The sequence below is a fragment of the Ancylobacter novellus DSM 506 genome (genome assembly GCF_000092925.1).
GTDB classification, from domain to species: Bacteria; Pseudomonadota; Alphaproteobacteria; order Rhizobiales; family Xanthobacteraceae; genus Ancylobacter; species Ancylobacter novellus.
In genome coordinates this window covers 1,777,306-1,799,573 of the sequence record NC_014217.1, presented here as the reverse complement: position 1 = coordinate 1,799,573, position 22,268 = coordinate 1,777,306, and the positions used below count along the sequence as shown (strand labels likewise).

Below are 22,268 nucleotides of genomic sequence, written 5' to 3'. Positions count from 1 at the left end.
AGGCGCGCCGGGATGTATCGTCGGCTTCGCCATCGGGGATGATGCGATGATCATGCAACGTCTCGACCAGGCGGTCGCGCTCGCGCTCGGCCTGTTCGGCGTCTATCTCGTCTGGGCCGGTTTCGGCTACGGCTTCATGCAGGGCACGACTCCGGGCGCCGGCTTCTTCCCGGTGCTGATCGGCGGCGCCCTCACCGTGCTCAGCCTGGTCAATCTGGTGCGCAGCCTCGTCGGCGCCGAGGTGCTGGAAGACGCCATGACCACCGGCGACGTGATCCGCTTCGCCGCGGTCGCCGCCGCGCTCTTCCTCTATGTCTGGCTGGCGCCGCTGCTCGGCCTCGCCCTGTCCACCATGGCGCTGATGGCCGTGACCGGCCTGATCATCCGTCCCTCGCTGGAACCCCGCTTCCTCGTCCGGCTCGCGCTGGTCTCGATCATCTTCTCGCTGGTCTGCGTGTGGGTATTCGGCAACCTGCTCGGCGTGCCGATGCTGGTCGGTCCCTTCGGCTTCTGACGCGGCGGCCCTGCGGCACCGGTCCGGGATGTAATCGCAATGGAAATCTTTGGCCTTCTCTGGGACGGCATCGTGCAGGCGGCGGCGCCGAGCATCCTGGCCGGAACCTTCCTCGGCATCATCATCGGCCTCTTGATCGGCGCGCTGCCCGGCCTCGGCCCGAGCGCCGGCGTGGCCATCATGCTGCCCGTGGCGGTGGGCCTCGGCGGCACGGCTGCCATCGCCTGCCTCGCCGGCGTCTATTACGGCTCGATGTTCGGCGGCGCCATCACCTCGATCCTGCTCGGCATTCCCGGCGACGCGCCCTCGGTGATGACGGTGCTCGACGGATATCCCATGGCACAGAAGGGCGAGGCCGGGCGGGCGCTCGGCATGAGCGTGTTCGCCTCCTTCGTCGGCGGCATCGTCGGCCTTATCGGCCTCGTCGCCCTCTCCGTCCCGATCTCCCGCGCCGCCCTCGCCTTCGGTCCGACCGAGATGACGGCGCTTATGTGTTTCGCGCTCTCGTTGGTGAGCGTGCTCGGCGGGCGCAATGTCATCAAGGCGTTCGTGGCGCTCGCCATCGGCTTCTGGCTCGGCATGATAGGCATAGATCCGATCGCCGGCCCCGCGCGCTTCACTTTCGGTCAGATGGACCTGTTCGAGGGTCTCGACTTCTCCGTCGTCGCCGTCGGGCTGTTCGGCCTTGCCGCGATGTTCACCACGCTGACCGTCTCCATCGATAAGAAGCTCGCCTCCTTCTCGCTCCGGTCGCTGTTCCCGCAGGTCCGCGACGCCATCTCCTCGCGCTGGGAGCTGTTCTCCGGCTCGCTGGTCGGCTTCATTGTCGGCGTGCTGCCCGGTGTCGGCGCCACCGCGGCGACCATGCTGTCCTACGCGGTGGCCAAGCGCTTCTCGCGCGAGCCGGAGAAGTTCGGCACCGGCATCGTGCAGGGCATCGCGGCGCCGGAGGCAGCCAACAACTCGGCCTCCTACGCCTCGATGATCCCACTCTTCACCCTGGGTATCCCCGGATCGGCGACGACGGCGGTGATGATGGGCGGGCTGCTGATGATCGGCCTGCAACCGGGACCGCTGCTCTTCGTGAACAACCCCGATTTCGTCTGGACGGTATTCGGCAGCTTCTGGGTCGGCAACCTCGCGCTCGTCTTCCTGACGCTGCTGCTGACCCCGGCGCTCGCGGCGATCCTCTTCGTGCCGACCGCCCTGCTCTATCCGATGGTGCTGGCCGTGGTGGCCTTCGGCGTCTACGCCATCGAATATTCCACCGCCTCCATCTTCATCGCCGTGCTCGCCGGCGTCGTCGGCGTGGTCCTCACCAAGCTCGACTACCCGGCGGTGCCGCTGATCCTCGGGCTGGTGCTCGGCCCGATGCTGGAGCGCAACATCCGCCGCACCCTGATCCAGAGCCAGGGCGACGTGCTGATCTTCGTCGAGCACCCGATCGCGCTGATCCTGTTCCTGCTCACCATCGCCGCGCTCCTGATCCCGGTGATGCTGAAGCTGCTCAACAAGAAGAAAATTCCCGCCGACGAGGCGGACATCTAGGGCCGCGCGACGTCCAAGACTTTCAGCCATGTCATCGTCGGCGGCGGCATCGTCGGCCTCGCCACGGCGCGCGAGCTCATCGCGCGCGATCGGGCGGCGAGGATCGTCCTGATCGAGAAGGAGGCCGATGTCGGCCTCCATCAGACCGGGCACAATAGCGGCGTCATCCACGCCGGCGTCTACTACCAGCCCGGCTCGCTGAAGGCGAAGCTCTGCCGCAAGGGCGCGGAAGCCACCAAGCAGTTCTGCCGCGAGACGCAGATTCCCTTCGAGACCTGCGGCAAGCTGATCGTCGCCACCAGCCCGCTGGAGGTCGAGCGCATGCACGCGCTCGCCGGCCGGGCGGCACAGAACGGCATCGAGATCCGTCCTGTCGGCGGCGAGGAACTCGCCCGCATCGAGCCGAATGTACGCGGCCTGGAGGCGCTGCTGGTGCCGGCAACCGGCATCGTCGACTATCGCCGCATCTGCGTTGCGATGGCCGACAGGCTGCGCGAGGCCGGCACAGAGCTGCGCCTGTCGACGCGCGTTACCGCCATCCGCGAGGACGAGACCGGCGTCACCGTCACCACCGATGCGGGCGACACTCTGCGGGCGGAGAAGCTCATCGCCTGCGCCGGCCTGCAGTCGGACCGCCTTGCCCTTCTCGCCGGCCTGCCGGTGCGCCACCGCATCGTGCCGTTCCGTGGCGAGTACTACACGCTGCCGGCGGCGAAATCGGCCATCGTGCGACATCTCATCTATCCGGTGCCCGATCCGGAACTGCCCTTCCTCGGTATCCACCTCACCCGCATGATCGACGGGCGCGTCACCGTCGGCCCAAACGCGGTGCTGGGCTTTTCGCGTGAGGGCTATCCGCGCGGCAGCGTCGACCTGGCCGACATCGGCTCCATGCTGGGCTTCTGGACCATGGCCCGGCGGAATCTGCGCTCCGGCCTCACCGAGTTCCGCAACTCGCTGCTGCGCCGGCGCTATCTCGAGGAATGCCGCAAATACTGCCCGAGCCTCACGCTCGACGACCTTGGCACGCCCGGTGCCGGCATCCGCGCCCAGGCGGTGCTCGACGACGGCACGCTGGTGCAGGATTTCCTGTTCCTGGGCTCGCCGCGCAGCTTGCACGTCTGCAACGCGCCCTCCCCGGCCGCGACCTCGGCCATGCCGATCGCGAAGATGATCGTCGACCGGATGGAAGAGGCCGCGTGATCTACGTCAGAGGGCGGCGCGCGGGTCCTTGCGCGCCAGATCTTTGAGGAGATGGCCCGTCCGGTGCGAACGGCGTGGTCGCAATCGCGAACAGGCCGCTCGCATCGGCGCGAAGCGTCACTTCAGGCTGGCCTTGTAGGCCTCGTAGCGCGCCTTGGTGTCGGCGTTCATCGGGTAGAGGCCCGGCAGCGCCACGCCGCTCTCGACCTCCGACATGATCCACGCCTCCATGCGCTCCTGCTCCGGCGCCTCGGCCAGCACCACGTCGAGATAGGCGGCGGGGATCACCACGGCGCCGTCGTCGTCGACGACGATGATGTCGTCCGGGAACACCGCGACGCCACCGCAGGCGATCGGCTCCTGCCAGTTGACGAAGGTCAGGCCGGCGACGGAAGGCGGGGCGGCGACGCCGTCGCACCAGATCGGCAGGCCGGTGCCGAGGCAGCCCTCGCCGTCGCGCATCACCCCGTCGGTGACGAGGCCGGCGACGCCGCGCTTCTTCATGCGGGCGCAGAGGATGTCGCCGAAGATGCCGGCATCGGTGACGCCCATGGCGTCGGCGACGACGATGACGCCCTCCGGCATCGCCTCGATGGCGCCGCGGGTGGAGATCGGCTTCGACCAGCTCTCCGGCGTGGCGAGGTCCTCGCGCGCGGGCACGAAGCGCAGGGTGAAGGCCTTGCCCACCAGGCGCCCCTGCCCTTCGCGCAACGGCCGCGTGCCGCGCAGCCAGATGTTCCGCAGCCCCTTCTTGAGCATGATGGTGGTGATGGTGGCGGTCGACACCTTCTTGAGGGTGTCTATGGCGGCGGGATCGAGGCTCATGGGTTCGGTTCCTGGCTGGAAGACTGGTTTTCAGATGCTTGGTCAGATGCTCGGGATGAGGCCGCCGTCGACGCGGATCACCGAGCCGGTGATGTAGGAGGCGCGCGCGCTGGCGAGAAAGGCGACGGTGTCGCCATATTCCTGCGGGTCGCCATAGCGGCCGACCGGGATGGAGCCGGTGCTCTCCGCCGTCACCTCGGCGACCGGGCGGTTCTCGCGCTTGGCCTTCTGCTCGTCGAGGAAGACGATGCGGCCGGTGGCGATGCGGCCGGGCACGATGACGTTGGCGGTGACGCCGTCGCGGCCGATCTCGCGCGCCAGCGTCTTCGACCAGCCGACGAGAGCGAGCCGCAGCGCGTTCGACATGCCGAGATTGGGGATCGGCGAGATCACGCCCGAGGAGGCGGAGGTGATGATGCGACCCCATTTGCGCGCGCGCATGCCGGGCAGGACGAGGTCGGTGACGGCGATCACCGAGCGCACCATTTCCTCGAAATAGCGCGACCAGACTTCAGGCCCCTGCCCGCTCGCCGGGGTGGGCGGCGGGCCGCCGGTATTGTTGACGAGGATGTCGACCTCGCCGAAGTGCGCGCGGATCGCCGCCAGATGCGCCTTGGCGGCGGCGAGGTCGGCGATGTTCCAGGTCAGCGCCAGCGCCTGCCCGCCGGCCTCGGTGATCGCCGCCGCGGTCTTCTCCGCCGCCGGCCCGTCTATGTCGGCGACGACGGTGCGCGCGCCCTCCTTGGCGAGCGAGCGGGCGATGGCGCCGCCCAACCCGCCGCCGGCGCCGAACACCAGCGCCGTCCTGTTCTGCAATCCGAAATCCACGCGGTCTCCTCCCTTTTCCGGAGGATTATCCCGTATGGCTAGAATAGAGAAACTGGCGTTTCCTTGTTTCAGGCAGTAGTTTTTCTTTCGATGGAAACCCGCTTCCTCGAGACCTTCCTGACCGTGATCGAGCATGGCTCGCTGGCCGAGGCCTCGCGCCGGCTCGGCATCACGCCGGCCGCCGTCGCCCAGCGCATCCAGGCGCTGGAGGACGAGATCGGCGTGGCGCTGCTGGCGCGTGCCGGACGGCGGGTGCAGGCGACGTCGGCGGGCCTCGCCATCGCCGAGCGCAGCCGGCAGATCCTCACCGATGTCCGGCACCTGCGCATCCTTGCCACCCAGGACGCGCCCTCGGGCGAGCTGCGCCTCGGCGCGGTCTCGACGGCGCTGACCGGCCTGCTCGCCCCGGCGCTCAGCCGGCTGCGCGAGAGCGTGCCCAATGTGGAAGTGTTCCTGCTGCCCGGCACCTCGACGGCGCTCTACCAGCAGCTCGTCGATGGCGGCATCGACGCCGCGCTGCTGGTGGAGCCGCCCTTCCCCATCCTCAAGACCTTCGACTGGCGGCTGCTGCGCTCGGAGGCGACGACGCTGCTGGCGCCGCGCGCCTGGGCGCATGAGGACGTGCACGAGCTGCTCGCGACGCGCCCCTTCATCCGCTACGACCGCAACAATTGGGGCGGGCGCGTCGTCGACCGCTATCTGCAGGACGCCGGCATCGCCCCGCGCGAATGGCTGGAGCTGGATTCGTTGGAGGCCATCGCGGTGATGGTCGCCAACGGGCTCGGCATCGCGCTGGTGCCGGAATGGGCGCGCACGACCCCGGATTCCGCCGAGATCGTCCGCCTCAGCCTGCCGCTGCCCGCCGAGCCGCGCCGCATCGGCATGCTCTGGCCGCGGAACTCCGCCACCAGCCGCCTCGTCGAGGTGCTGATCGAGGTGCTCGGCCGGAAGGCCGCGTAGCGCGCGCTCACGCCACGAGCGCGCGCCGCCTCTCTCAGGCCTTGAACTTCTTCGCGATCGCCTCGGTGCTGCGTGCCAGCGTGCCGGTGTCGATGCCCACGGCGGTGAAGGTGCTGCCGGCCGCCATGTAGCGGCGCGCCAGCGCCTCGTCGCCGGTGAGGATGCCCGCCGGCTTGCCGGTGGCGACGATGCGGTGCAGCGTCCGCTCGATCAGCTCGACGATGTAGGGATTGCCCTGGTCGCCGAGATAGCCGAGGTCGGAAGAGAGGTCGCCCGGCCCGACGAAGAGCCCGTCTATGCCCTCCACCGCGGCGATCGCCTCGATGTTGTCGAGCGCCTGCTGGGTCTCGATCTGCACGAGGATGCAGAGCTCCTCGTGCGCGCGGGAATGGTAGTTCGCCACGCGGCCATAGCGCGAGGCGCGCGCGGCGCCGGCAAAGCCGCGTATGCCGTGCGGGGGAAAGCGCGTCGCCGCCACCGCCGCCTGCGCCTGCTCGACGGTCTCGACCATCGGCACGAGGAAGGTCTGCGTGCCGATGTCGAGGAAGCGCTTGAAGACGATGGGGTCGTTGACGGGGATGCGCACGATCGGGTGCGTCGTGTTCTCCATCATGGCGTGGATCTGCGACAGCACGCCCGGAACGTCGTTCGGCGCGTGCTCGCCGTCGATGATCAGCCAGTCGAAGCCGGAGCCGGCGAGGATCTCGGTGGCGGTCGGGCTCGTCATGCTGTTCCAGAAGCCGATCTGCTGACGGCCGGCCACCAGGGCGCGCTTGAAGCTGTTAACGGGCAGGTCCACGGGCAGGGTCCTTGTAATGGGCAGTGACGACAGGGTGGGAGGCGGGCGTCGCTATTCGGCCAGGGCCCGCTCGCGGGTCTTCAGCACGGCGGGCGAGAGCATGGCGAGCAGCATGACCGCGACGACGAGGAGCAGCAGCGCGCTGATCGGCCGAGTGACGAACACCGACGGGTCGCCGTCGGAGAGCTGCATGGCGCGGCGGAAGTTCTCCTCCAACTGCGGCCCGAGCACGAGCCCAAGCAGCAGCGGCGCCGGCTCGACGCCGACCTTGATGAAGAAGTAGCCGACCACGGCGCAGCCCAGCATCAGCCAGACATTAAAGGCGCTGTTGGAGATGCCGTAGGTGCCGATGCAGCAGAACAGCACGATGGCGGGGAAGAGCAGCCGGTAGGGAATCTTCAGCATCGACACCCACAGGCCCACCAGCGGCAGGTTGATGACGAGCAGCATCAGGTTGCCGGTCCACATGGAGGCGATGACACCCCAGACCAGCTCGGGCTGCTCGGTCATCACCTGCGGGCCGGGCTGGATGCCCTGCATCATCAGCGCGCCGATCATCAGCGCCATCAGGGCGTTGGCGGGAATGCCGAGCGTGAGCAGCGGAATGAAGCTGGTCTGCGCGCCGGCATTGTTGGCCGCCTCCGGCCCGGCGACGCCCTCGATGGCGCCCTTGCCGAAGCGCGAGGGGTCCTTGGCGACCTTCTTCTCCAGCGCATAGGCGGTGAAGGGCGGCAGCGCCGCACCGCCGCCCGGCAGCACGCCGAGAGCCGAGCCGATGACGGTGCCGCGGAGCATGGCCGGGAAGGCCGCCCGGAGGTCGGCGCGTGAGGGAATGAGGTCGCGCAGCTTCTGGCTCACCACCTGCCGGACCGCCGGTCGTTCGAGATTGGCGATGATCTCGGCGAGGCCGAACATGCCCATGGCGACGGGCACGAAATCCAGCCCGTCCGACAGCGCCGGAATGCCGAAGGTCATCCGGGCGACGCCGGAATTCACGTCGATGCCGACCGTGCCGATCAGCAGCCCGAGGAAGACCATGGCGAGCGACTTCGCCACCGAACCGTGGGCGAGGATGACGGCGGCGAACAGGCCGAGCACCAGCAGGCTGAAATATTCGACCGCGGTGAATTTCAGCGCCAGCGCCGCCAGCGGCAGGCTGAGCACCGCGATCACCACCGTGGCGACCGTGCCCGCGAAGAAGGAGGAGATCGCCGCGATGGCGAGCGCCGGGCCGGCGCGGCCGCGCTTGGCCATTTCGTGCCCGTCGAGGCAGGTGACGACCGAGGAGGTCTCGCCGGGCACGTTGACCAGGATGGCCGTGGTCGAGCCGCCATACTGCGCGCCGTAGAAGATGCCGGCGAGCATGATCAGCGCCGAGGCCGGCGCGAGCCCGAAGGTGAAGGGCAGCAGCAGCGCCACGGTCGGGATCGGCCCGATGCCCGGCAGCACGCCGATCGCCGTGCCGATGACCACGCCGATCAGGCAGTAGATCAGGTTGTTCAGCTGCAGGGCCGTCGAAAGGCCGAGGAGAAGATTGTCGAAGAGTTCCATGGCGCGCCTGCGATGCTCACCAGGGCCAGATGGACACGGGCAGCGCCAGTGCCTTGACGAAGAGCAGCACCGCTGCGGCGGTGACGCCGAGCCCGAAGAGGATCACCTCGAAGAAGCGGCTCTCGCGGCTGGCCACGGCGGCGATGAGGATGGCGGCGAAGGAGGCGAGCGCCAGGCCACCGCTCTCGATCAGCAGGGCGAAGACCCCCACCGCGGCGCCGACCCCGAGGATCGGCCGCAACTGCACCGTCTCGATGCCGACGGGACCGCGCAGCACACCACGGACAGCGAAGAAGACGCCGAAGGCGAGCAGCATCAGCGCGATGGCCCGCGGCATGTAGCCGGGCCCCATGTCGGCGGCCGTGCCGCCGACGAGGTTACGAGTGGCGACGAGAGTGCCCGCCGCCACCACGATCAGGAAACCGCCGAACAGCAGGTCCGGCCAGCCGAAGCGACGGCGGGTCACGATGCGCACCGGCGGTCAGTTGGTCTTGATGTCGGCTGCGCGCACGATGTCGCCCCAGCTCTTGATGTTGGTGGTGAGCCAGGTCTTCACCGCGTCCGGCGTGCCGGGGCGCACCGAGCCGCCCTGCTCGGCGATCTTGGACTGGATCTCCGGCATGGCGAGGATCTTGTTCAGTTCCGCATTCAGCTTGGCGACGACCTCCGGAGGCGTCTTGCCGCTGGTGAGCAGGCCCTGCCAGGTGCCCGCGTCGTCCAGCGGCAGCTTCGCCTCCTTGAACGTCTCGACGTTCGGCAGCGCTTTCAGCCGCTCGTCGCCGGTGACGGCGATGCCGACCAACTGGCCGTTGGTGACGAAGGGCAGCGTCGCGGTCGCGCCGTTGATGATCACGGTGCTCTCGCCGGAGACGACGGCGCGCGAGGCGGCCGAGCCGCCCTTATACGGGACGTTCTTCCAGTCGATGCCGAGATCGCGCGCCAGCGCCACGGCGGTGATGTGGTTGAGCGCGCCGACGCCGGAGTTCGCGACTGCCAGCTTGCCCGGATTGGCCTTGGCGTAGGCAACGAGCTCGGACACGTTCTTGGCCGGCACCGAGGGGTTCACCGCCAGCACATAGGGGCCGAACATGACCATGCCGACCGGGGCGAGGTCGGTCTCGACATTATAGGAGAGGTCGGAGAACAGGCTGGGCGCGATGGCGAGCGAGCCGATATCCATCAGCAGCAGCGTGTGCCCGTCCGGGCGGGCCTTGGCGACCGCGTCGGCGCCGATATTGCCGGCGGCGCCGGGCTTGTTCTCGACGACCACCGGCTGGCCGACGGCCTCGGAGAGCTTCGGCGCGATGAGGCGGGCGAGAATGTCGGACGTGCCGCCGGGCGCGAAGGGCACCACGATGCGCACCGGGCGATCGAAGCTCTGCGCGGCGGCGGGGCCGGGAGCCATGGCGGGCGCGAAGGCGCAAAGGGTGAGAGCGGCCGCGGCCGCCTTGAGAAGGCGAAGGCTCATTGGCGTTACCTCCAGATAATGGCGATGGCGACGTTGCGCCTCTTTTCGCGATTGTGAGGCGTCGCTGCCTCCTTCGCCAATCTAGGTGCTATTCTATGCTCCAATGAGTTGTTCTTAGCATCGATCAATGCCACTTTTGGATCGATGTTCGAGCTCAGCCATCTCCGCTGCTTCGTTGCCGTCGCCGAAGAGCTGCATTTCGGCCGGGCGGCCGCGCGCCTGAACCTGACCCAGCCCCCTCTCAGCCGGCAGATCCAGCTTCTGGAACATACGCTCGACGTTCGGCTGCTGGAGCGTACCAGCCGCTCGGTGAGCCTGACCCGCGCGGGCCACAGCTTCCTGCCGGAAGCGCGGCGGCTGCTGCGGCTGGCAGAAGGCGCGGCGCTGGCCGCAAGGCGGACGGCGAGCGGCGACGTCGGCTCCATCACGCTCGGTTTCACCGCCGCATCCGGCTACGATTTCCTGCCGCGCCTCATCACCCATTTCCGATCCGCGGCGCCGGGCATCGATTTGGTGCTCAAGGAAATGGTGTCGACGGACCAGTTCGAGTCGCTGACATCCGGGCTCATCGATGTCGGCCTAGTAAGGCCGACCTTCAACCGGCGCGAGGTCGTCTCGCTCTGCGTAGTCCGCGAGCCGCTGCTGCTGGCGGCCCCAAGCGGTCATCCGCTGACCAACGCGCCGGAGGTGCAACTCGCGGACCTCGACCGGCAGCCGATGGTCACCTATTCGCCCTACGAGGCCCGCTATTTCTACGACCTTCTGGCGACGCTTTTCGCCACGGCGGGAATAACGCCGCGCTATGTCCAGCATATCAGCCAGGTGCATTCCATCCTGGGCCTGGTGAAGGCCGGCATCGGGCTGGCGCTGGTGCCGCGCGCCGCCCGCAATCTGGGCTTCGAGGGCGTGGTGCTGCGCCCTCTGGCGCTAGGGACCTCGCCGACCGTCGAGTTGCACGCGATCTGGCGGCCGGCCAATGCCAATCCGGCCATTCCGACGCTGCACAGCACGCTGCAGCGCCTGGTGTCGAAATCCGAACAGGATGACTGACGGGCGCAGCCTGGACTGGCGCGGATCGTTGGGTCGCTACCGGCCCTGCTGCCGTGCCGCGAATATCGCCTTGTCGATCCGGGCGTGGACGCCCCAATTGCCGTCCGCCACCTGCGTGACGCCGAAATCCACCGCCACCGATATCAGCGAGATGGCTTCGTCCTCGTCGAGCCCGTAGCGCTCCATCAGGAACTTGCGCGTGGCGCGAAACGCGCTGCGCAGAGCCTTGCTGAGCGAGGAGCGCTTGAACACCTCGGACTGCGCGTTGCGGCCGAGTTCGCGCAAATAGTTGGTGTAGCTGAAACCGTGCAGCAGCCAGGCATCCGGCGTCTCGATGAGCGGCGCCCCGAGGCCGTTGAGGAAGCTCTTGTCAGTTTCGCCGCGCTTGTGCAGGACAAGCCGGATCTCGCCCGTGAGCGAGCATTCCAGCGCCGTGCCGCTGATCTCCCCGTCACCCTGCGCCAGATGCGGGTCGCCGACGGAGAGCAGCGCTCCCGGAACGGCGACGGGCAGATAGACCGAGGCGCCCTTGCCGGCGCGCCAATTGTCGATGTTGCCGCCGAAATAGCCCGGTGGCACCGAATCCACGATGTCCGTCTCGCGTGGCGCCACGGCGATGAAGCCGAAATGCGGGCGCACGGGGATGCGCGCGCCGGCGAGCACCGCTTCGCGTTTCTCGATCCGCGCGTGGTCGACGGGAACGCCGGGATAGTCGATGGTTTCGTGGACGACGCCGAACGGGTCGGTCTGCGGCGCCCAGCGGAAGGAGTAGACCGCTTCCGCATAGCCGCTCTCGCCGGCGGCGTCGGTGCGGTAGACGGTGATGACCTCGCGCTTGTGCGGCTCGTCGAGAATGTCGTCGTGGTGGAAGCCCCAGGCCGCCGCCGCGTTGGAGCCGAAGGCAGAGCCGGCATGGGCCGGGTTGGCGCTGGGGCGCGGCTTGAGAGCGAGGATCTCGACCTCCAGCACATCGCCCGGCTCGGCGCCGTGAACGAAGATCGGCCCCGTGCAGATGTGGACGCCGAAGCCCTCCCCCGCGCCGCGCCCGAAGATGGAGGCGTTGACCGGGCCAGCCCCGCGCCGGTCCACGGCCTTGTAGTCGCCCGTCCAGCGGAACACGCTCTCCGCGCCGGGATCGCCCGCGATCATGCGCTCATGATCGTCATAGGCGTGCTGGGTCAGGGTCTCGACGGTGACGCGGGCACCGGAGCGCACGCGAAGCACCGGCGGAATGGTGCGGGAGAGATAGCCCCAATGCACGGTGTCGCGCGACACCGGCAGATGATGGTGGCCGGGCTCCCCCACCTCCCGCGGCACCGGAGCGGGCAGGCCGCCGCTCTCCGAAGCCGGCACCAATGCCGGCGCGGGACCTGGACGCACGGGCCGCGAGCCCGAATGCATGGGGCGGCCGCGGGTCCAGCGTGTTTCGACGGTGGCGCCGGAGGACTTGCGATAGTCGCGCGGCGAGATGCCGTAGGCGGCGCTGAATACGCGGCTGAAATGCGCCTGGTCGGCGAAGCCCCAGCGAAAGCCGATTTCGGCGATGGAGCGGTCGGCGTGCTGGGGATTGACGAGGTCGAGCCGGCAACGCTCCAGCCGGCGGTGGCGTACATAGTCGGAGAAGGAGCGATCCTGCCCCTCGAACAGGCGCTGGATGTAGCGGGCCGACAGTCCCTCAGCGCCGGCGACGTCGCCGACCGAGAGTTCCGGCTCGCGCAGCCGCGCCTCGATCTGCGCGCAGACACGGGCGAAGTGCGCTGCCTGGACCTGCGTGGCGTTGTCCTCTTCCGGGCGGGCCTCGGCGAGGAGCGCGGAGAGCACCAGCTCGGTGATCGCCGGCTCGGCGGCCATCACGTCGCCGTCCTCCATCTCGGCGAAATGCGCCGCCAGAGCCCGCATCAGCGGGCGAGCGGCAGCCGCTGAGACGGTCTCTCCCACCACCAGCGTCGGCACGGTGGCGGCGCGACCGAGCCGCCCCACCAGCCGCTCGCGTGGAAGGCGCAGCAGCAGGAGCTCGAAATCGTTGCGGAACTGCACCGAGAAAGGGGTCGCCGGATCGCACACCCAGACGTCGCCATCGGCGAACTCGGCCGCTCGCCGCCCGGAATCGGTGAGGTGACCGCGGCCATAGGTGACGAAGCCGACGAGGACCTGCGGCTCGCTCTTCGGCAGGGCGGCGAGGTTCTGCGCGCTGGAGCGCAGCAGGGCGAAGGTCGCCTGCGTCGGCGAACGCTTGATGGAGACCTCGCCGAAGTGGAAGGTGCCCGCGCTCGCGAGCTGCGCGGCGAGCCCGAGGGAGGCCAGCGTCTCGCGCCACGCCGCCTCCTGCTTGCTGGCGGGAAAGGCATTGATGGAAATGGGGACGGCTCGATTCATGGCGGCCATGTCATCGCGCGGCAGGGGCTCGGCCGCCAGTGAAGCACTTTGACGAACGGCGCACAAAAACTTGTCGCGCCGTCTCGGTCGGGATGTGCACAAATCCTCGCCATTCATACATAAATAGCTGTAAATAAATCATATTTTCTGAGATTGGCCTCTATCTCCGTACCCCTACCGATATCGACTTGCCCTTTTTGGGGCATTGCCCAGGCCGCGCTGCACCGGCTTAGTAGCCCCATGCAGAGAGCGGCGTCGCGCGTGGCGCCATTCGGACAAGGGGAACAGCAATGGATCGCCGTGGATTCCTGGGCGCCGGTCTGGCGGGAACCGCCGCCGTCGCCACCGTCGCCGCGCCGCATGTCGCGCGCGCCCAGCAGAGCTTCAGCTGGAAGATGACCAATGCCTATGGGCCGGGTGCGCCGTTCTACGTCGCCGGTCCGGGCAGCCCGACCTATTTCTGCGAGCTGGTCGACAAGATGTCCGGCGGTCGCCTCAAGATCCAGCACTTCGCCGCCGGCGAGCTGATCCCGGCGCTGGAAGGCTTCGACGCGGTGTCCTCCGGCACGGTCGAGATGAACGCCGCAAACTCCTATTTCTGGGCCGGCAAGGTGCCGGCCGCGCAGTTCTTCACCTGCGTGCCCTTCGGCTTGAACTTCCAGGGCCAGAACGCCTGGATCTATCACGGTGGCGGCCTCAAGCTCTGGGAAGAGCTCTACGAGCCCTTCAACCTGGTGCCCATGCCGCTCGGCAATACCGGCGTGCAGATGTCCGGCTGGTTCCGCAAGCCGATCGAGAAGGTCGAGGACTTCAAGGGCCTGAAGATGCGCATCCCCGGCCTCGCCGGAAAGGTCTATGCGCAGCTCGGCGTCGACGTGAAGCTGCTGCCCGGCGGCGAGATTTTCCCGGCGCTGGAACGCGGCGTGATCGACGCCGCCGAGTTCGTCGGCCCCTATCAGGATCGCCGCCTGGGCCTGCAGAAGGCGGCCAAATACTACTACACGACCGGCTGGCACGAGCCGAACAACGTCACCGAGCTGGTCATCAACAAGACCGCCTGGGAGAGCCTGCCGGACGACCTCAAGGAGATCGTGCGCGCCGCCGCCATGGCCTGCAACGTGCTCAGCCATACCTGGTGCGAGGCGACCAATGGCGAGGCGATGACCGACCTTGTCAAGAACCAGGGCGTCGTCGCCGGGCCCTATCCCGCGGCGGTGGTCGACAAGCTGCGCGAGGTTACCGCGACGACGCTGCAGCAACTCGCGGACTCCGACCCCAAGATCAAGAAGGTCTACGAGTCCTTCACGAAGTTCGCGGCCGAGCACAGCCAGTGGGCGGGCCTATCGGAGGCCGTGTACCAGACCCAGATCCGCAGGGGCGCATGACCTCAGTTCTCGAAAGATGTGCCCGCGGCCTCGACGCGATCGTCGAGGCCTGCGGCTGGGTCGCGGCGTGGACGGGTCTCGCGCTCGTCCTCGTCATGGCGGGCAACGTACTGATGCGCTACGCCTTCAATACCGGCTCGGTGGCGATGCAGGAGCTCGAATGGCACCTGATGTCTCCGCTCACCCTGCTGTGCATCGCCTACACCATCAAGCATGAAGGCCATGTACGGGTAGACATACTCTACGCACATCTGCCGAAGCGCATGCAGCAGTCGATCGACCTGTTCTCCGCCGTCAGCGTGGTGGCGTTGTCGATCATCGTGATCCTGCTGTCCTGGCCCTATGTGATGCAGTCCTATCGCATCAGCGAAGGTTCGCCCGACCCGGGCGGCCTGCCCTACCGCTTCATCCTCAAGGCGTTGATTCCGGCCGGCTTCGCGCTGCTGCTGCTGCAGAGCCTCGCGGCGACGCTGCGCGCGCTCATTCCTTTCCTTGGCGGCGCGGCCGAGCCCCCCGCCCGAGTGCCCCTCGATGCCCCTCAATGAAATTCTGGCGATCGCCTGTATCGCCTCCTTCTTCGTCATGCTGTTCGTCGGCGTGCCGGTCGCGCTCACCCTGGCGATCAGCGGCTTCTTCTTTGGCTGGCTTGGCTTCGGCACGACGCTGTTCGGCTTGCTTCCGGCGCGCATCTACGGCGTCACCGCCAATTACACGCTGATCGCCATCCCGCTCTTCGTCTTCATGGGCGTGATGCTGGAGAAGTCGCGCCTCGCCGACGAACTGATGGAAGTGATCGGCCATCTGTCCGGCGGCCTGCGCGGCGGCATGGGGCTTGGCATCATCCTGGTGGGGATGATGATGGGAGCGACCACCGGCATCGTCGGCGCCACCATCGTCACGCTCGGCCTTCTCACCCTGCCGACGCTGCTGCGGCGAGGCTACGACAAGAGCCTGTCCTGCGGAGCGATCTGCGCCTCCGGCACGCTCGGGCAGCTCATCCCGCCCAGCACCATCCTCATCCTGCTGGCCGACATCCTCGGCGAGTCCGTCGGCACGCTGTTCGCCGCCGCGCTGATGCCCGGACTGCTGCTGACCGGCATCTTCTGCATCTACATGATCCTCGTCGGCATCATCTGGCCGGAGAAGGTCCCCGCTATTCCGCTGGAAGAGCGCCGCGCCATGCCGCGCAAGGAGTTGTGGCTCAAGGCGCTCAAGGTCGGCCTGCCGCCCATCGGGCTGGTTCTCGCCGTGCTCGGCTCCATCATCGGCGGCATCGCCGCGCCCACCGAGGCCGCCAGCATGGGCGCGCTTGGCTCCATCCTCGTTGCGGCGGTCGCCGGCCGCTTCACCCTGAAGACGCTGGTCGACACGGTGCAGTCGACGGCCCGCATCACGGCGATGATGTTCTTCGTGCTGATCTGCTCGCAGGTCTTCGCGCTGGCCTTCCGCGGGCTCGGCGGCGAGCGGCTGGTGCATGACGCCTTTGCGCTGGTGCCGGGTGGCACGGACGGCATCCTCATCTTCATGCTGCTGATCATCTTCGTGCTCGGCTTCTTCATCGAGTGGATCGAGATCAGCTACATCGTGGTGCCGATGTTCCTGCCGCTGATGCAGAACGCCGGGGTCGACCTGGTGTGGGCAGCGGCGCTGATCGCCACGGTGCTGCAGACCTCCTTCCTCACGCCGCCTTTCGGCTGGGCGCTGTTCTATCTGCGCGGCGTCGCGCCGCCGGAGGTGAAAACCGCCGACATCTATCGGGGCGTCATTCCCTTCATCGCGCTGCAACTGATTGCTGTCGCTTTCGTGTTCGCCTTCCCCGAGGTGGCGACCTGGCTTCCCAAGGCCATCGGCTGGTAGGAGCGCACCTGACATGCTGAACACGGTTCGTGCCCGCCGGGGCATGGTGACCTCGCCGCATCATCTGGCGAGCGAGGCGGGGCTGCGCGTGCTGCGCGAGGGCGGCAATGCCGTGGAGGCTACCGTCGCCATGGCCGCTGCGCTGGCGGTGGTGTACCCGCACATGACGGCGATCGGCGGCGACGGCTTCTGGCTCGTCGGCGCGCCGGGCGAAATGCCCGTCGGCATCGACGCCTGCAGCCGCGCCGCGGCGGCCGCTACGCCCGAACTCTATGCGCGGGCGGGACTGGACGCCATTCCCCGCCGGGGGGGGCTGGCGGCCAACACCACGGCCGGCACGGTCGCCGGTTGGGGCGAGGCGCTGGCGCTCAGCACCGAGCGCGGTGGACGGCTGCCATTGTCGCGGCTGCTCGAGGATGCGGTCTGGCATGCCCGCAACGGCTTTGCCGTCACCGCCAGCCAGAACGACCTCACCGCCCAGAAGCTGCCGGAACTCGCCGACATCTCCGGCTTCGCCGACGCTTTCCTCGTGAATGGCGCGGCGCCGGCGACTGGGTCGACGATGGCGCTGCCCGCGCTGGGCGACACGCTCGAGCGGATCGGGCGGGAAGGCACGGAGAGCTTCTACCGCGGACCGCTGGCGCGCGAGATCGCCCATGATCTCGCCGCCGCCGGCACGCCGGTGACGGCGGGCGATCTTGCCGCCTGCCGCGCCACGCGCGTCACCCCGCTCCATGTTGATCTTCCCGGCGTGCGGCTCTTCAACTTCCCGCCGCCGACGCAGGGGCTGGCGTCGTTGATGATCCTCGCTTTGTTCAGCCGCCTGGGTGTCGTGCAAGCGGAGGGCTTCGAGCATCTGCACGGGCTCATCGAGGCGACCAAGCAGGCGTTCCTGGTGCGCGACCGCGTGGTCGGCGATGCGGATGCCATGCGCGAGGACCCGCGCGACTTCCTGACCGCGGAGGTGCTCGACCGCCTCGCCGCCCGAATCGATCCCGCGCTGGCCCTGCCCTGGCCGGCCCCGCCTTCGGCGGGCGACACGGTCTGGCTCGGCGCCATCGACGGCAACGGGCTGGCGGCGAGCTTCATCCAGAGCATCTATTTCGAGTTCGGCTCCGGTGTCGTGCTGCCGCAGACCGGCATCGTCTGGCAGAACCGGGGATCGAGCTTCGAGCTCGCCGGCGACGGCCCGCGCGTGCTGGCTCCGGGCCGCAAGCCGTTCCATACGCTCAATCCGGCCATGGCGAGCTTCGCGGATGGCCGGCACATGGTCTATGGCACCATGGGCGGAGAGGGCCAGCCGCAGACGCAGGCGGCCTTGTTCTCACGGTACGGGCTGTTCGGCCAGGAACTGCAGGCGGCGATCACCGCCCCGCGCTGGCTGCTCGGCCGCACCTGGGGCGCCGAGACCGTCACGCTCAAGCTCGAGGACCGCTTCCCGCCGGACCTCGTCGCCGCGTTGCGGGCAGCCGGACACGATGTGGAAATCGTGCCGCCCTTCGACGCGATGATGGGGCACGCCGGCGCCATTGCGCGTCATGGCGACGGCCGGCTGGAAGGCGCCGGCGATCCGCGCAGCGATGGCTGTGCGATGGGATTCTAGATCAGTTGGAGCGAGTGACCGCACGCCGGCGCGGTCATTCCTCGGTCGTGGCGGTGCGTATCAGCGAACCGAGCATGCCCTTGCGCTTGGCCTCGTAGTAATAGCCTCTGGCATAGAGCATCACCGCCCGCTTCTCATCGCGGCCGGCGACCCGGTAGGCGTTGGCGAGATAGGCCACCGCGTAGGACATGTTGACATCGGCGTCGAGGAGATCGCGCGGCTCGCCACGGAAGCCGAGGGCCCGCGCGGTGTCGACGCGGATCTGCATCAACCCCCAATAGGGGCCGTGGCGCCTGCTCGGGTCGAATTTGCTCTCCCGCCAGGCGACGCGGCGGACAAGCCGCGCTGGCACATCGAAGCGCTTGGCATGCCGCTCGATCAGCACTTCGATATGCGGCGGTGCCCGATCGGATGTGAGCCTGCCCGCGACAGGCGCGGGAGTGTCGTCGATGGCCCGCGCGGCATCCTCCGCGGCGTCCTCCTGGGGTGCGGCCTGGTCCTCGCCGAGCGTATCGTCGGGCGGCGGAGCAGCCGCGTCCGACGGGGGCTCCTCGAGGTAGGCCGTCGCCTGCGGAACGCTCGGCATCGGCGCGTTGGGGCGCCTGGGCGGTAGCGGCGCCAGCGATGCCAGGACGATCCCGCGCTGCTCGACGAGTCGCTTTGGCGGCAGGGGAACGGGGGAAGGGATCGTGGCGGATGGGACCGATGTGCCGGATGGTGGAGCCGCATTCTCCTGCCGAAGGAGCTCGACCTCGGAGATGGCCTTCCCGCGGGCGACGAACCTTCCGCCGAGCGGCGCCCCGTGCGGCGGGTCGGTCAACCATCCGGCGTAGGAAGGCGCGACAAAACCTGCGGAATTTTGAGCGGGCGAAGGAAGCATAACCGCCATGGCGCCGTCGAAGGATGGCCAGACGAACTGGCGAGCCGACGCGGATGGCTTCACAGCACTGGTTGGCGGCGCCGGCTTGGGCTCAGCCGCAGCCCAAGCCGCCGATGTGCCGGGAAACAGGGCGCAGACGATTAGCGATCTCAGCGCGAGCACCGCGACCGCACGAGGCCTTCCGCCGATCCATCGCTGTGTTGCTCGCCATTCCACGCCGCTGTCTAGCACAGTTCCTTAACGGTCGAAACGCTGCGCCCGCCTCGGGTCACGCTGACCTGCCCGGTCGCCGACTTGTGGAGCAGAAGAGGAATTGGCGGAAGGGGTGGGATTCGAACCCACGGTGGAGTTGCCCCCACGGCGGTTTTCAAGACCGCTGCCTTAAACCACTCGGCCACCCTTCCCGGCGCGTGCCGAGCGCCCTTGTTTCGAAACTCCGCGGCTTTGGCAAGTGTCGGTCGGGCGGGCGGGGCTTATCCGCCGTTGCGCGCCGTGCCCGGCTGGGATGCCCCCGGCACGGTCCAGCTCGGGGCGGGCCACATCTGCGGCCAGCTATAGGCGCGCGCGGGCGAGGCCGTCTGCGGCGGGCTGGCGGCTGGCTTTCCGGTCGGCTTCTCTGCCGGCTTGGGCGCGGCGGCGACGCGGGCCAGCTTCGCCCGTCGCGCGGCCATCCAGGCGCCCGTCTCCTGCAGGATGAGCCGCTGCACGGCCGGATGGGTCGGCAGCTGGGCATGACCGACGAAGCGTGCGCCGGATGCCCAGGCGCTGATGTTCACCGCCCCTGGCACCTTGAAGAAGCCGGGCCCGGCGATGTTCACGCAGCGCGGCACGGCGCAGGCGGGCTGGGTTGGTGCGGCATCGATGGTGATGACGAGCGGCGCCGGGTAGCCGGACTTCACCAGCTGGCGCGCATAGCGCAATGCGGCCTCTCCGCCCATCGAGTGGCCAATGATGACGTCGGGGACCAGCCCGCGCGTGCCGTACATCAGATGGGAGTCGGTGCGGGTCTGGAACCCCTGCTGCTGCAGCGGGCGGGCCAGTCGGGAGACGCCGATATAGGGGCTTTCGACATAGACCCCGAGCCCGTCGAGCAGCAGCACCAGCGGCGGCTTGGGCGCCGGCGCCTCGGCGGCGGGAGGGCTGGCGGGCGGCACAGCCGGCGTCTGCGCCCATACGGACGCCGAACCCAAGAGCAACGCGGCAGGCAGCGCGGCAAGGGCGATCTTAACAAGCTTCAACGCGGTCGCTCGCTCGGCAAGTTTCCTGGCCCCCGCCAAGAGACTTATCCGATCGCCCGCGCGACGGCTAGCTGTGAGAAGATGTTAGCGTTACCGGACAGGCAGGGCGCCCGGCCCCGCCTCCCTTGTGGCGTGCTCAGGCAGCCTGGTCCCAGCGGCTGTCGGCACGCAAATGGCAGGCATCGGTCCAGGTCGCGAAGGCGACCCAGGCATCGTTCTGCTGCTCGGGCAGGCGGGCGGCTTCCATTTGCGTCAACAGCATCTCGGCGTAACGGCCGAGATGGTCATGACGCAGCGAGCGGATGAAATGGATCGCGCTGTCCAGCGATGCGATCTCGAGATCCTCCCGCCCCACACGCACATGGAGCGGTTGGGGCAGAAAGGCGGCGCGGTCAATCGCGTTCGTCATCTTGAAACCTCCCTGTGCTCGGCTTTTTGGAAAGTCCGGTGGACGGAGCCGATTCCGCCGCCGCTCATTCTTTGACATACCAATTTGGCGCCGAAATGACGCAGTCAAGAAAGATCGACCAAGCTATCGCTCAAATCACCCGGTTTCACTTCTTATTAGAAACACCTTTCAGTGATCGGTGATGTCCGACATGAAGAATATGGCACATCGTACATGGAATTTGGCATTCCAGGCGGTTGCCAATGTTTACCGTCTTCCCCTTCCTGCTATGCGAATGCTTAGTTTGTCGTTGCCCGCGTCAAGGCGACGCTGCGTCAGCAAGAATGACGTTCGCCGCGCATCAGACGTCGTTTTGTTGGTTCAGATGGTTTGATAAAAACATAGAGTCCAGACATTTAAGTTGATGAAATACTAGTTATCTAATGAATATTTCGCTCGTGCGAATTGAATGCATTGTTTGTGCTGCTATGCAGCATCAAATACCTCTTGCGGACGGGTCGTTACATCATGCTACGCTGCCTCTTGGCGGCTCAAAGACCGCCCTGAAGGAGGAAACGCCAATGAACATCCGTTATGGGATCGCCGCGCTCGCCACGGTGGCCGGAATTCTCGTCGCCGCTCCGGCCTTCGCGCAGGAGGAAGCCCCGCATGTGAAGCCGGCGACGGCCTATGTGCAGAAGAACATCCTGCCCTGGCTGGACGACAAGGTGATCATCGTCGCCGTCAAGGATTCCAACAAGGCGCACGCCAAGCTGATGCAGGACGAGATCATCAAAATGGACAAGGCGTGGATCGCCAAGGACCAGGCGCTGATCGACAGCATCCGCAAGAACAAGCTCTCCGAATTCCTCATCGCGAAGAAGGAAGCGTCGGGCGGCGTCATCACCGAAGCCTTCGTCATGGACAATCGCGGCCTCAATGTCGGCCAGACCGACGGCACCTCCGACTTGTGGCAGGCGGACGAGGCCAAGTGGCAGAAGTCCTACGGCGCGGGCCCGGGCGCCATCTTCGTCGACAAGGTCGAGGAGGACGGCGGCAAGAAGATCACCCAGGTCAGCGTGACCATCGTCGACAAGGACGTCGCCATCGGCGCGGTCACCTTCGGCATCGACGTCGACAAGCTCAAGTAAGCCCGATACCGGACGTCTCTCCCGGGTATCGGCGGGGGCGGCGCGCGCCGCCCCCTTTTTTGTCCCCGGTCTTTGAACGCCTGCGCGCACGTCGCGCATCGACCATCGCGGCAGCTTGCGTTAAGCCTTGCCGGCCGGGCAGCTTCAGGAGACCGCCATGTTCCTCGCCATGAACCGCTTCAAGGTGAAGCTCGGATCGGAAGCCGATTTCGAGACCGTCTGGCGCGAGCGCGATAGCTACCTGTCGAGCGTGCCGGGCTTCGTCTCGTTCAGCCTGCTGCGCGGTGCCTCGAAGGACGACCACACGCTCTACGCCTCGCATTCGATCTGGCGCTCGCGTGAGGATTTCGAGGCGTGGACGCGCTCGGAAGCGTTCCGCAACGCCCATCGCAGCGCCGGCGGCAACAAGCCGCTCTATCTTGGACATCCCGAGCTCGAGCTGTTCGACAGCGTCATCGCCCAGAAGGCCGGCGACGCCGCGGCGTAGCCCCCCGCGCAAATCGGCCTCATCCTGAGGTGCCCGGCCATCGGCCGGGCCTCGAAGGATGCCCGTACGGTGCACCTTCACGATCATCCTTCGAGGCTCGCTGCGCTCGCATCTCAGGATGAGGGTTGCTTTGCTGAGCTGCGCCTGACCAACGCGG

The 22,268-nt window shown here is 67.7% G+C and carries 21 protein-coding genes and 1 tRNA gene; 11 read left to right on the top strand and 11 right to left on the bottom strand.

Translation table 11 applies throughout. The features are described from left to right. Window positions 1-46 precede the first annotated feature (46 nt). The 3 genes from SNOV_RS08680 to lhgO are packed head-to-tail and all read left to right on the top strand — an operon-like array spanning window position 47 to window position 3,265. Window positions 47-514: a tripartite tricarboxylate transporter TctB family protein gene (locus SNOV_RS08680; protein ID WP_013166542.1), complete on the top strand. Its 468-nt coding sequence runs from the start codon at window positions 47-49 to the stop codon at window positions 512-514. 39 nt (window positions 515-553) lie between these two features. Next, entirely contained in the window at window positions 554-2,062 is a 1,509-nt protein-coding gene (locus SNOV_RS08675; protein ID WP_013166541.1) for a tripartite tricarboxylate transporter permease, read from the top strand. A 33-nt stretch (window positions 2,063-2,095) separates the two neighbouring features. Further along, on the top strand, window positions 2,096-3,265 hold the full coding sequence (gene lhgO, locus SNOV_RS08670; RefSeq protein WP_041782113.1) for an L-2-hydroxyglutarate oxidase: 1,170 nt from the start codon (window positions 2,096-2,098) through the stop codon (window positions 3,263-3,265). 117 nt (window positions 3,266-3,382) lie between these two features. Here the strand turns inward: lhgO and SNOV_RS08665 are convergent, their stop codons facing one another. Together SNOV_RS08665 and SNOV_RS08660 are read right to left on the bottom strand one after the other, a co-directional pair. Continuing rightward, window positions 3,383-4,090, bottom strand: a complete 708-nt coding sequence (locus SNOV_RS08665) for a ribonuclease activity regulator RraA (protein WP_013166540.1) — start codon at window positions 4,088-4,090, stop codon at window positions 3,383-3,385. Window positions 4,091-4,132: 42 nt separating this feature from the next. Further along, on the bottom strand, window positions 4,133-4,918 hold the full coding sequence (locus SNOV_RS08660) for an SDR family oxidoreductase (RefSeq protein WP_013166539.1): 786 nt from the start codon (window positions 4,916-4,918) through the stop codon (window positions 4,133-4,135). A gap of 90 nt (window positions 4,919-5,008) precedes the next feature. Here SNOV_RS08660 and SNOV_RS08655 point away from each other — a divergent pair, with 90 nt between their 5' ends. Further along, window positions 5,009-5,878, top strand: coding sequence for a LysR family transcriptional regulator (locus SNOV_RS08655; protein ID WP_013166538.1), 870 nt, complete (start codon window positions 5,009-5,011; stop codon window positions 5,876-5,878). 34 nt (window positions 5,879-5,912) lie between these two features. Here SNOV_RS08655 and SNOV_RS08650 read toward each other — a convergent pair whose 3' ends face one another. From SNOV_RS08650 to SNOV_RS08635, 4 genes are read right to left on the bottom strand one after another with little or no spacing between them, the layout of a single operon-like run. Further along, a complete protein-coding gene (locus tag SNOV_RS08650; protein WP_013166537.1) occupies window positions 5,913-6,677 on the bottom strand; it encodes an aldolase/citrate lyase family protein in 765 nt (254 codons plus the stop codon). A 51-nt stretch (window positions 6,678-6,728) separates the two neighbouring features. Continuing rightward, on the bottom strand, window positions 6,729-8,228 hold the full coding sequence (locus SNOV_RS08645; protein ID WP_013166536.1) for a tripartite tricarboxylate transporter permease: 1,500 nt from the start codon (window positions 8,226-8,228) through the stop codon (window positions 6,729-6,731). Between the two features lie 16 nt (window positions 8,229-8,244). Beyond that, window positions 8,245-8,694, bottom strand: coding sequence for a tripartite tricarboxylate transporter TctB family protein (locus SNOV_RS08640; RefSeq protein WP_144295967.1), 450 nt, complete (start codon window positions 8,692-8,694; stop codon window positions 8,245-8,247). Between the two features lie 15 nt (window positions 8,695-8,709). After that, a complete protein-coding gene (locus tag SNOV_RS08635; RefSeq protein WP_013166534.1) occupies window positions 8,710-9,696 on the bottom strand; it encodes a Bug family tripartite tricarboxylate transporter substrate binding protein in 987 nt (328 codons plus the stop codon). A 144-nt stretch (window positions 9,697-9,840) separates the two neighbouring features. Between SNOV_RS08635 and SNOV_RS08630 the strand changes: the two genes are divergently transcribed. Continuing rightward, window positions 9,841-10,746, top strand: coding sequence for a LysR family transcriptional regulator (locus SNOV_RS08630; RefSeq protein ID WP_013166533.1), 906 nt, complete (start codon window positions 9,841-9,843; stop codon window positions 10,744-10,746). Between the two features lie 36 nt (window positions 10,747-10,782). Here the strand turns inward: SNOV_RS08630 and SNOV_RS08625 are convergent, their stop codons facing one another. After that, window positions 10,783-13,122, bottom strand: coding sequence for an acetamidase/formamidase family protein (locus tag SNOV_RS08625; RefSeq protein ID WP_041783088.1), 2,340 nt, complete (start codon window positions 13,120-13,122; stop codon window positions 10,783-10,785). A 290-nt stretch (window positions 13,123-13,412) separates the two neighbouring features. Between SNOV_RS08625 and SNOV_RS08620 the strand changes: the two genes are divergently transcribed. From SNOV_RS08620 to SNOV_RS08605, 4 genes are read left to right on the top strand one after another with little or no spacing between them, the layout of a single operon-like run. Continuing rightward, window positions 13,413-14,507 (top strand): TRAP transporter substrate-binding protein, encoded by a 1,095-nt coding sequence (locus SNOV_RS08620; protein ID WP_013166531.1) that lies wholly within the window; start codon window positions 13,413-13,415, stop codon window positions 14,505-14,507. Then, entirely contained in the window at window positions 14,504-15,052 is a 549-nt protein-coding gene (locus SNOV_RS08615; protein ID WP_013166530.1) for a TRAP transporter small permease subunit, read from the top strand. Before SNOV_RS08620 ends, SNOV_RS08615 begins: the two co-directional genes overlap by 4 nt. Next, a complete protein-coding gene (locus tag SNOV_RS08610) occupies window positions 15,039-16,364 on the top strand; it encodes a TRAP transporter large permease (RefSeq protein WP_013166529.1) in 1,326 nt (441 codons plus the stop codon). Before SNOV_RS08615 ends, SNOV_RS08610 begins: the two co-directional genes overlap by 14 nt. 13 nt (window positions 16,365-16,377) lie before the next feature. After that, window positions 16,378-17,967 (top strand): gamma-glutamyltransferase family protein, encoded by a 1,590-nt coding sequence (locus SNOV_RS08605; protein WP_013166528.1) that lies wholly within the window; start codon window positions 16,378-16,380, stop codon window positions 17,965-17,967. A 34-nt stretch (window positions 17,968-18,001) separates the two neighbouring features. Here SNOV_RS08605 and SNOV_RS22900 read toward each other — a convergent pair whose 3' ends face one another. The 4 genes from SNOV_RS22900 to SNOV_RS08585 form a co-directional block, all read right to left on the bottom strand. After that, window positions 18,002-18,787, bottom strand: coding sequence for a lytic transglycosylase domain-containing protein (locus SNOV_RS22900; protein ID WP_187291102.1), 786 nt, complete (start codon window positions 18,785-18,787; stop codon window positions 18,002-18,004). A 374-nt stretch (window positions 18,788-19,161) separates the two neighbouring features. Further along, window positions 19,162-19,251: transfer RNA gene (locus SNOV_RS08595), tRNA-Ser, on the bottom strand. A gap of 69 nt (window positions 19,252-19,320) precedes the next feature. Next, window positions 19,321-20,085, bottom strand: a complete 765-nt coding sequence (locus SNOV_RS08590; RefSeq protein ID WP_013166526.1) for a hypothetical protein — start codon at window positions 20,083-20,085, stop codon at window positions 19,321-19,323. A gap of 136 nt (window positions 20,086-20,221) precedes the next feature. Next, the gene (locus SNOV_RS08585; RefSeq protein WP_013166525.1) at window positions 20,222-20,494 is read right to left on the bottom strand and encodes a hypothetical protein; all 273 of its coding nucleotides are present in this window, start codon (window positions 20,492-20,494) and stop codon (window positions 20,222-20,224) included. Window positions 20,495-21,054: 560 nt separating this feature from the next. Here SNOV_RS08585 and SNOV_RS08580 point away from each other — a divergent pair. Together SNOV_RS08580 and hmuQ are read left to right on the top strand one after the other, a co-directional pair. Next, complete coding sequence (locus SNOV_RS08580) at window positions 21,055-21,624, top strand: hypothetical protein (RefSeq protein WP_013166524.1); 570 nt, start codon at window positions 21,055-21,057, stop codon at window positions 21,622-21,624. Between the two features lie 157 nt (window positions 21,625-21,781). Further along, window positions 21,782-22,111, top strand: coding sequence for a heme-degrading protein HmuQ (gene hmuQ, locus SNOV_RS08575; protein WP_013166523.1), 330 nt, complete (start codon window positions 21,782-21,784; stop codon window positions 22,109-22,111). The last annotated feature ends 157 nt before the right edge of the window (window positions 22,112-22,268 follow it).

What these genes read in the sequence shown, in the direction of transcription:
- SNOV_RS08610 (WP_013166529.1), top strand. Translation starts at nt 15,039, where the DNA reads ATGCCCCTCAATGAAATTCTGGCGATCGCCTGTATCGCCTCCTTCTTC.
- SNOV_RS08655 (WP_013166538.1), top strand. Translation starts at nt 5,009, where the DNA reads ATGGAAACCCGCTTCCTCGAGACCTTCCTGACCGTGATCGAGCATGGC.
- SNOV_RS08630 (WP_013166533.1), top strand. Translation starts at nt 9,841, where the DNA reads ATGTTCGAGCTCAGCCATCTCCGCTGCTTCGTTGCCGTCGCCGAAGAG.
- SNOV_RS08665 (WP_013166540.1), bottom strand. Translation starts at nt 4,090, where the DNA reads ATGAGCCTCGATCCCGCCGCCATAGACACCCTCAAGAAGGTGTCGACC.
- hmuQ (WP_013166523.1), top strand. Translation starts at nt 21,782, where the DNA reads ATGTTCCTCGCCATGAACCGCTTCAAGGTGAAGCTCGGATCGGAAGCC.
- SNOV_RS08620 (WP_013166531.1), top strand. Translation starts at nt 13,413, where the DNA reads ATGGATCGCCGTGGATTCCTGGGCGCCGGTCTGGCGGGAACCGCCGCC.
- SNOV_RS08585 (WP_013166525.1), bottom strand. Translation starts at nt 20,494, where the DNA reads ATGACGAACGCGATTGACCGCGCCGCCTTTCTGCCCCAACCGCTCCAT.
- SNOV_RS08635 (WP_013166534.1), bottom strand. Translation starts at nt 9,696, where the DNA reads ATGAGCCTTCGCCTTCTCAAGGCGGCCGCGGCCGCTCTCACCCTTTGC.
- SNOV_RS08615 (WP_013166530.1), top strand. Translation starts at nt 14,504, where the DNA reads ATGACCTCAGTTCTCGAAAGATGTGCCCGCGGCCTCGACGCGATCGTC.
- SNOV_RS08625 (WP_041783088.1), bottom strand. Translation starts at nt 13,122, where the DNA reads ATGAATCGAGCCGTCCCCATTTCCATCAATGCCTTTCCCGCCAGCAAG.
- SNOV_RS08580 (WP_013166524.1), top strand. Translation starts at nt 21,055, where the DNA reads ATGAACATCCGTTATGGGATCGCCGCGCTCGCCACGGTGGCCGGAATT.
- SNOV_RS08605 (WP_013166528.1), top strand. Translation starts at nt 16,378, where the DNA reads ATGCTGAACACGGTTCGTGCCCGCCGGGGCATGGTGACCTCGCCGCAT.
- SNOV_RS08675 (WP_013166541.1), top strand. Translation starts at nt 554, where the DNA reads ATGGAAATCTTTGGCCTTCTCTGGGACGGCATCGTGCAGGCGGCGGCG.
- SNOV_RS08645 (WP_013166536.1), bottom strand. Translation starts at nt 8,228, where the DNA reads ATGGAACTCTTCGACAATCTTCTCCTCGGCCTTTCGACGGCCCTGCAG.
- SNOV_RS08680 (WP_013166542.1), top strand. Translation starts at nt 47, where the DNA reads ATGATCATGCAACGTCTCGACCAGGCGGTCGCGCTCGCGCTCGGCCTG.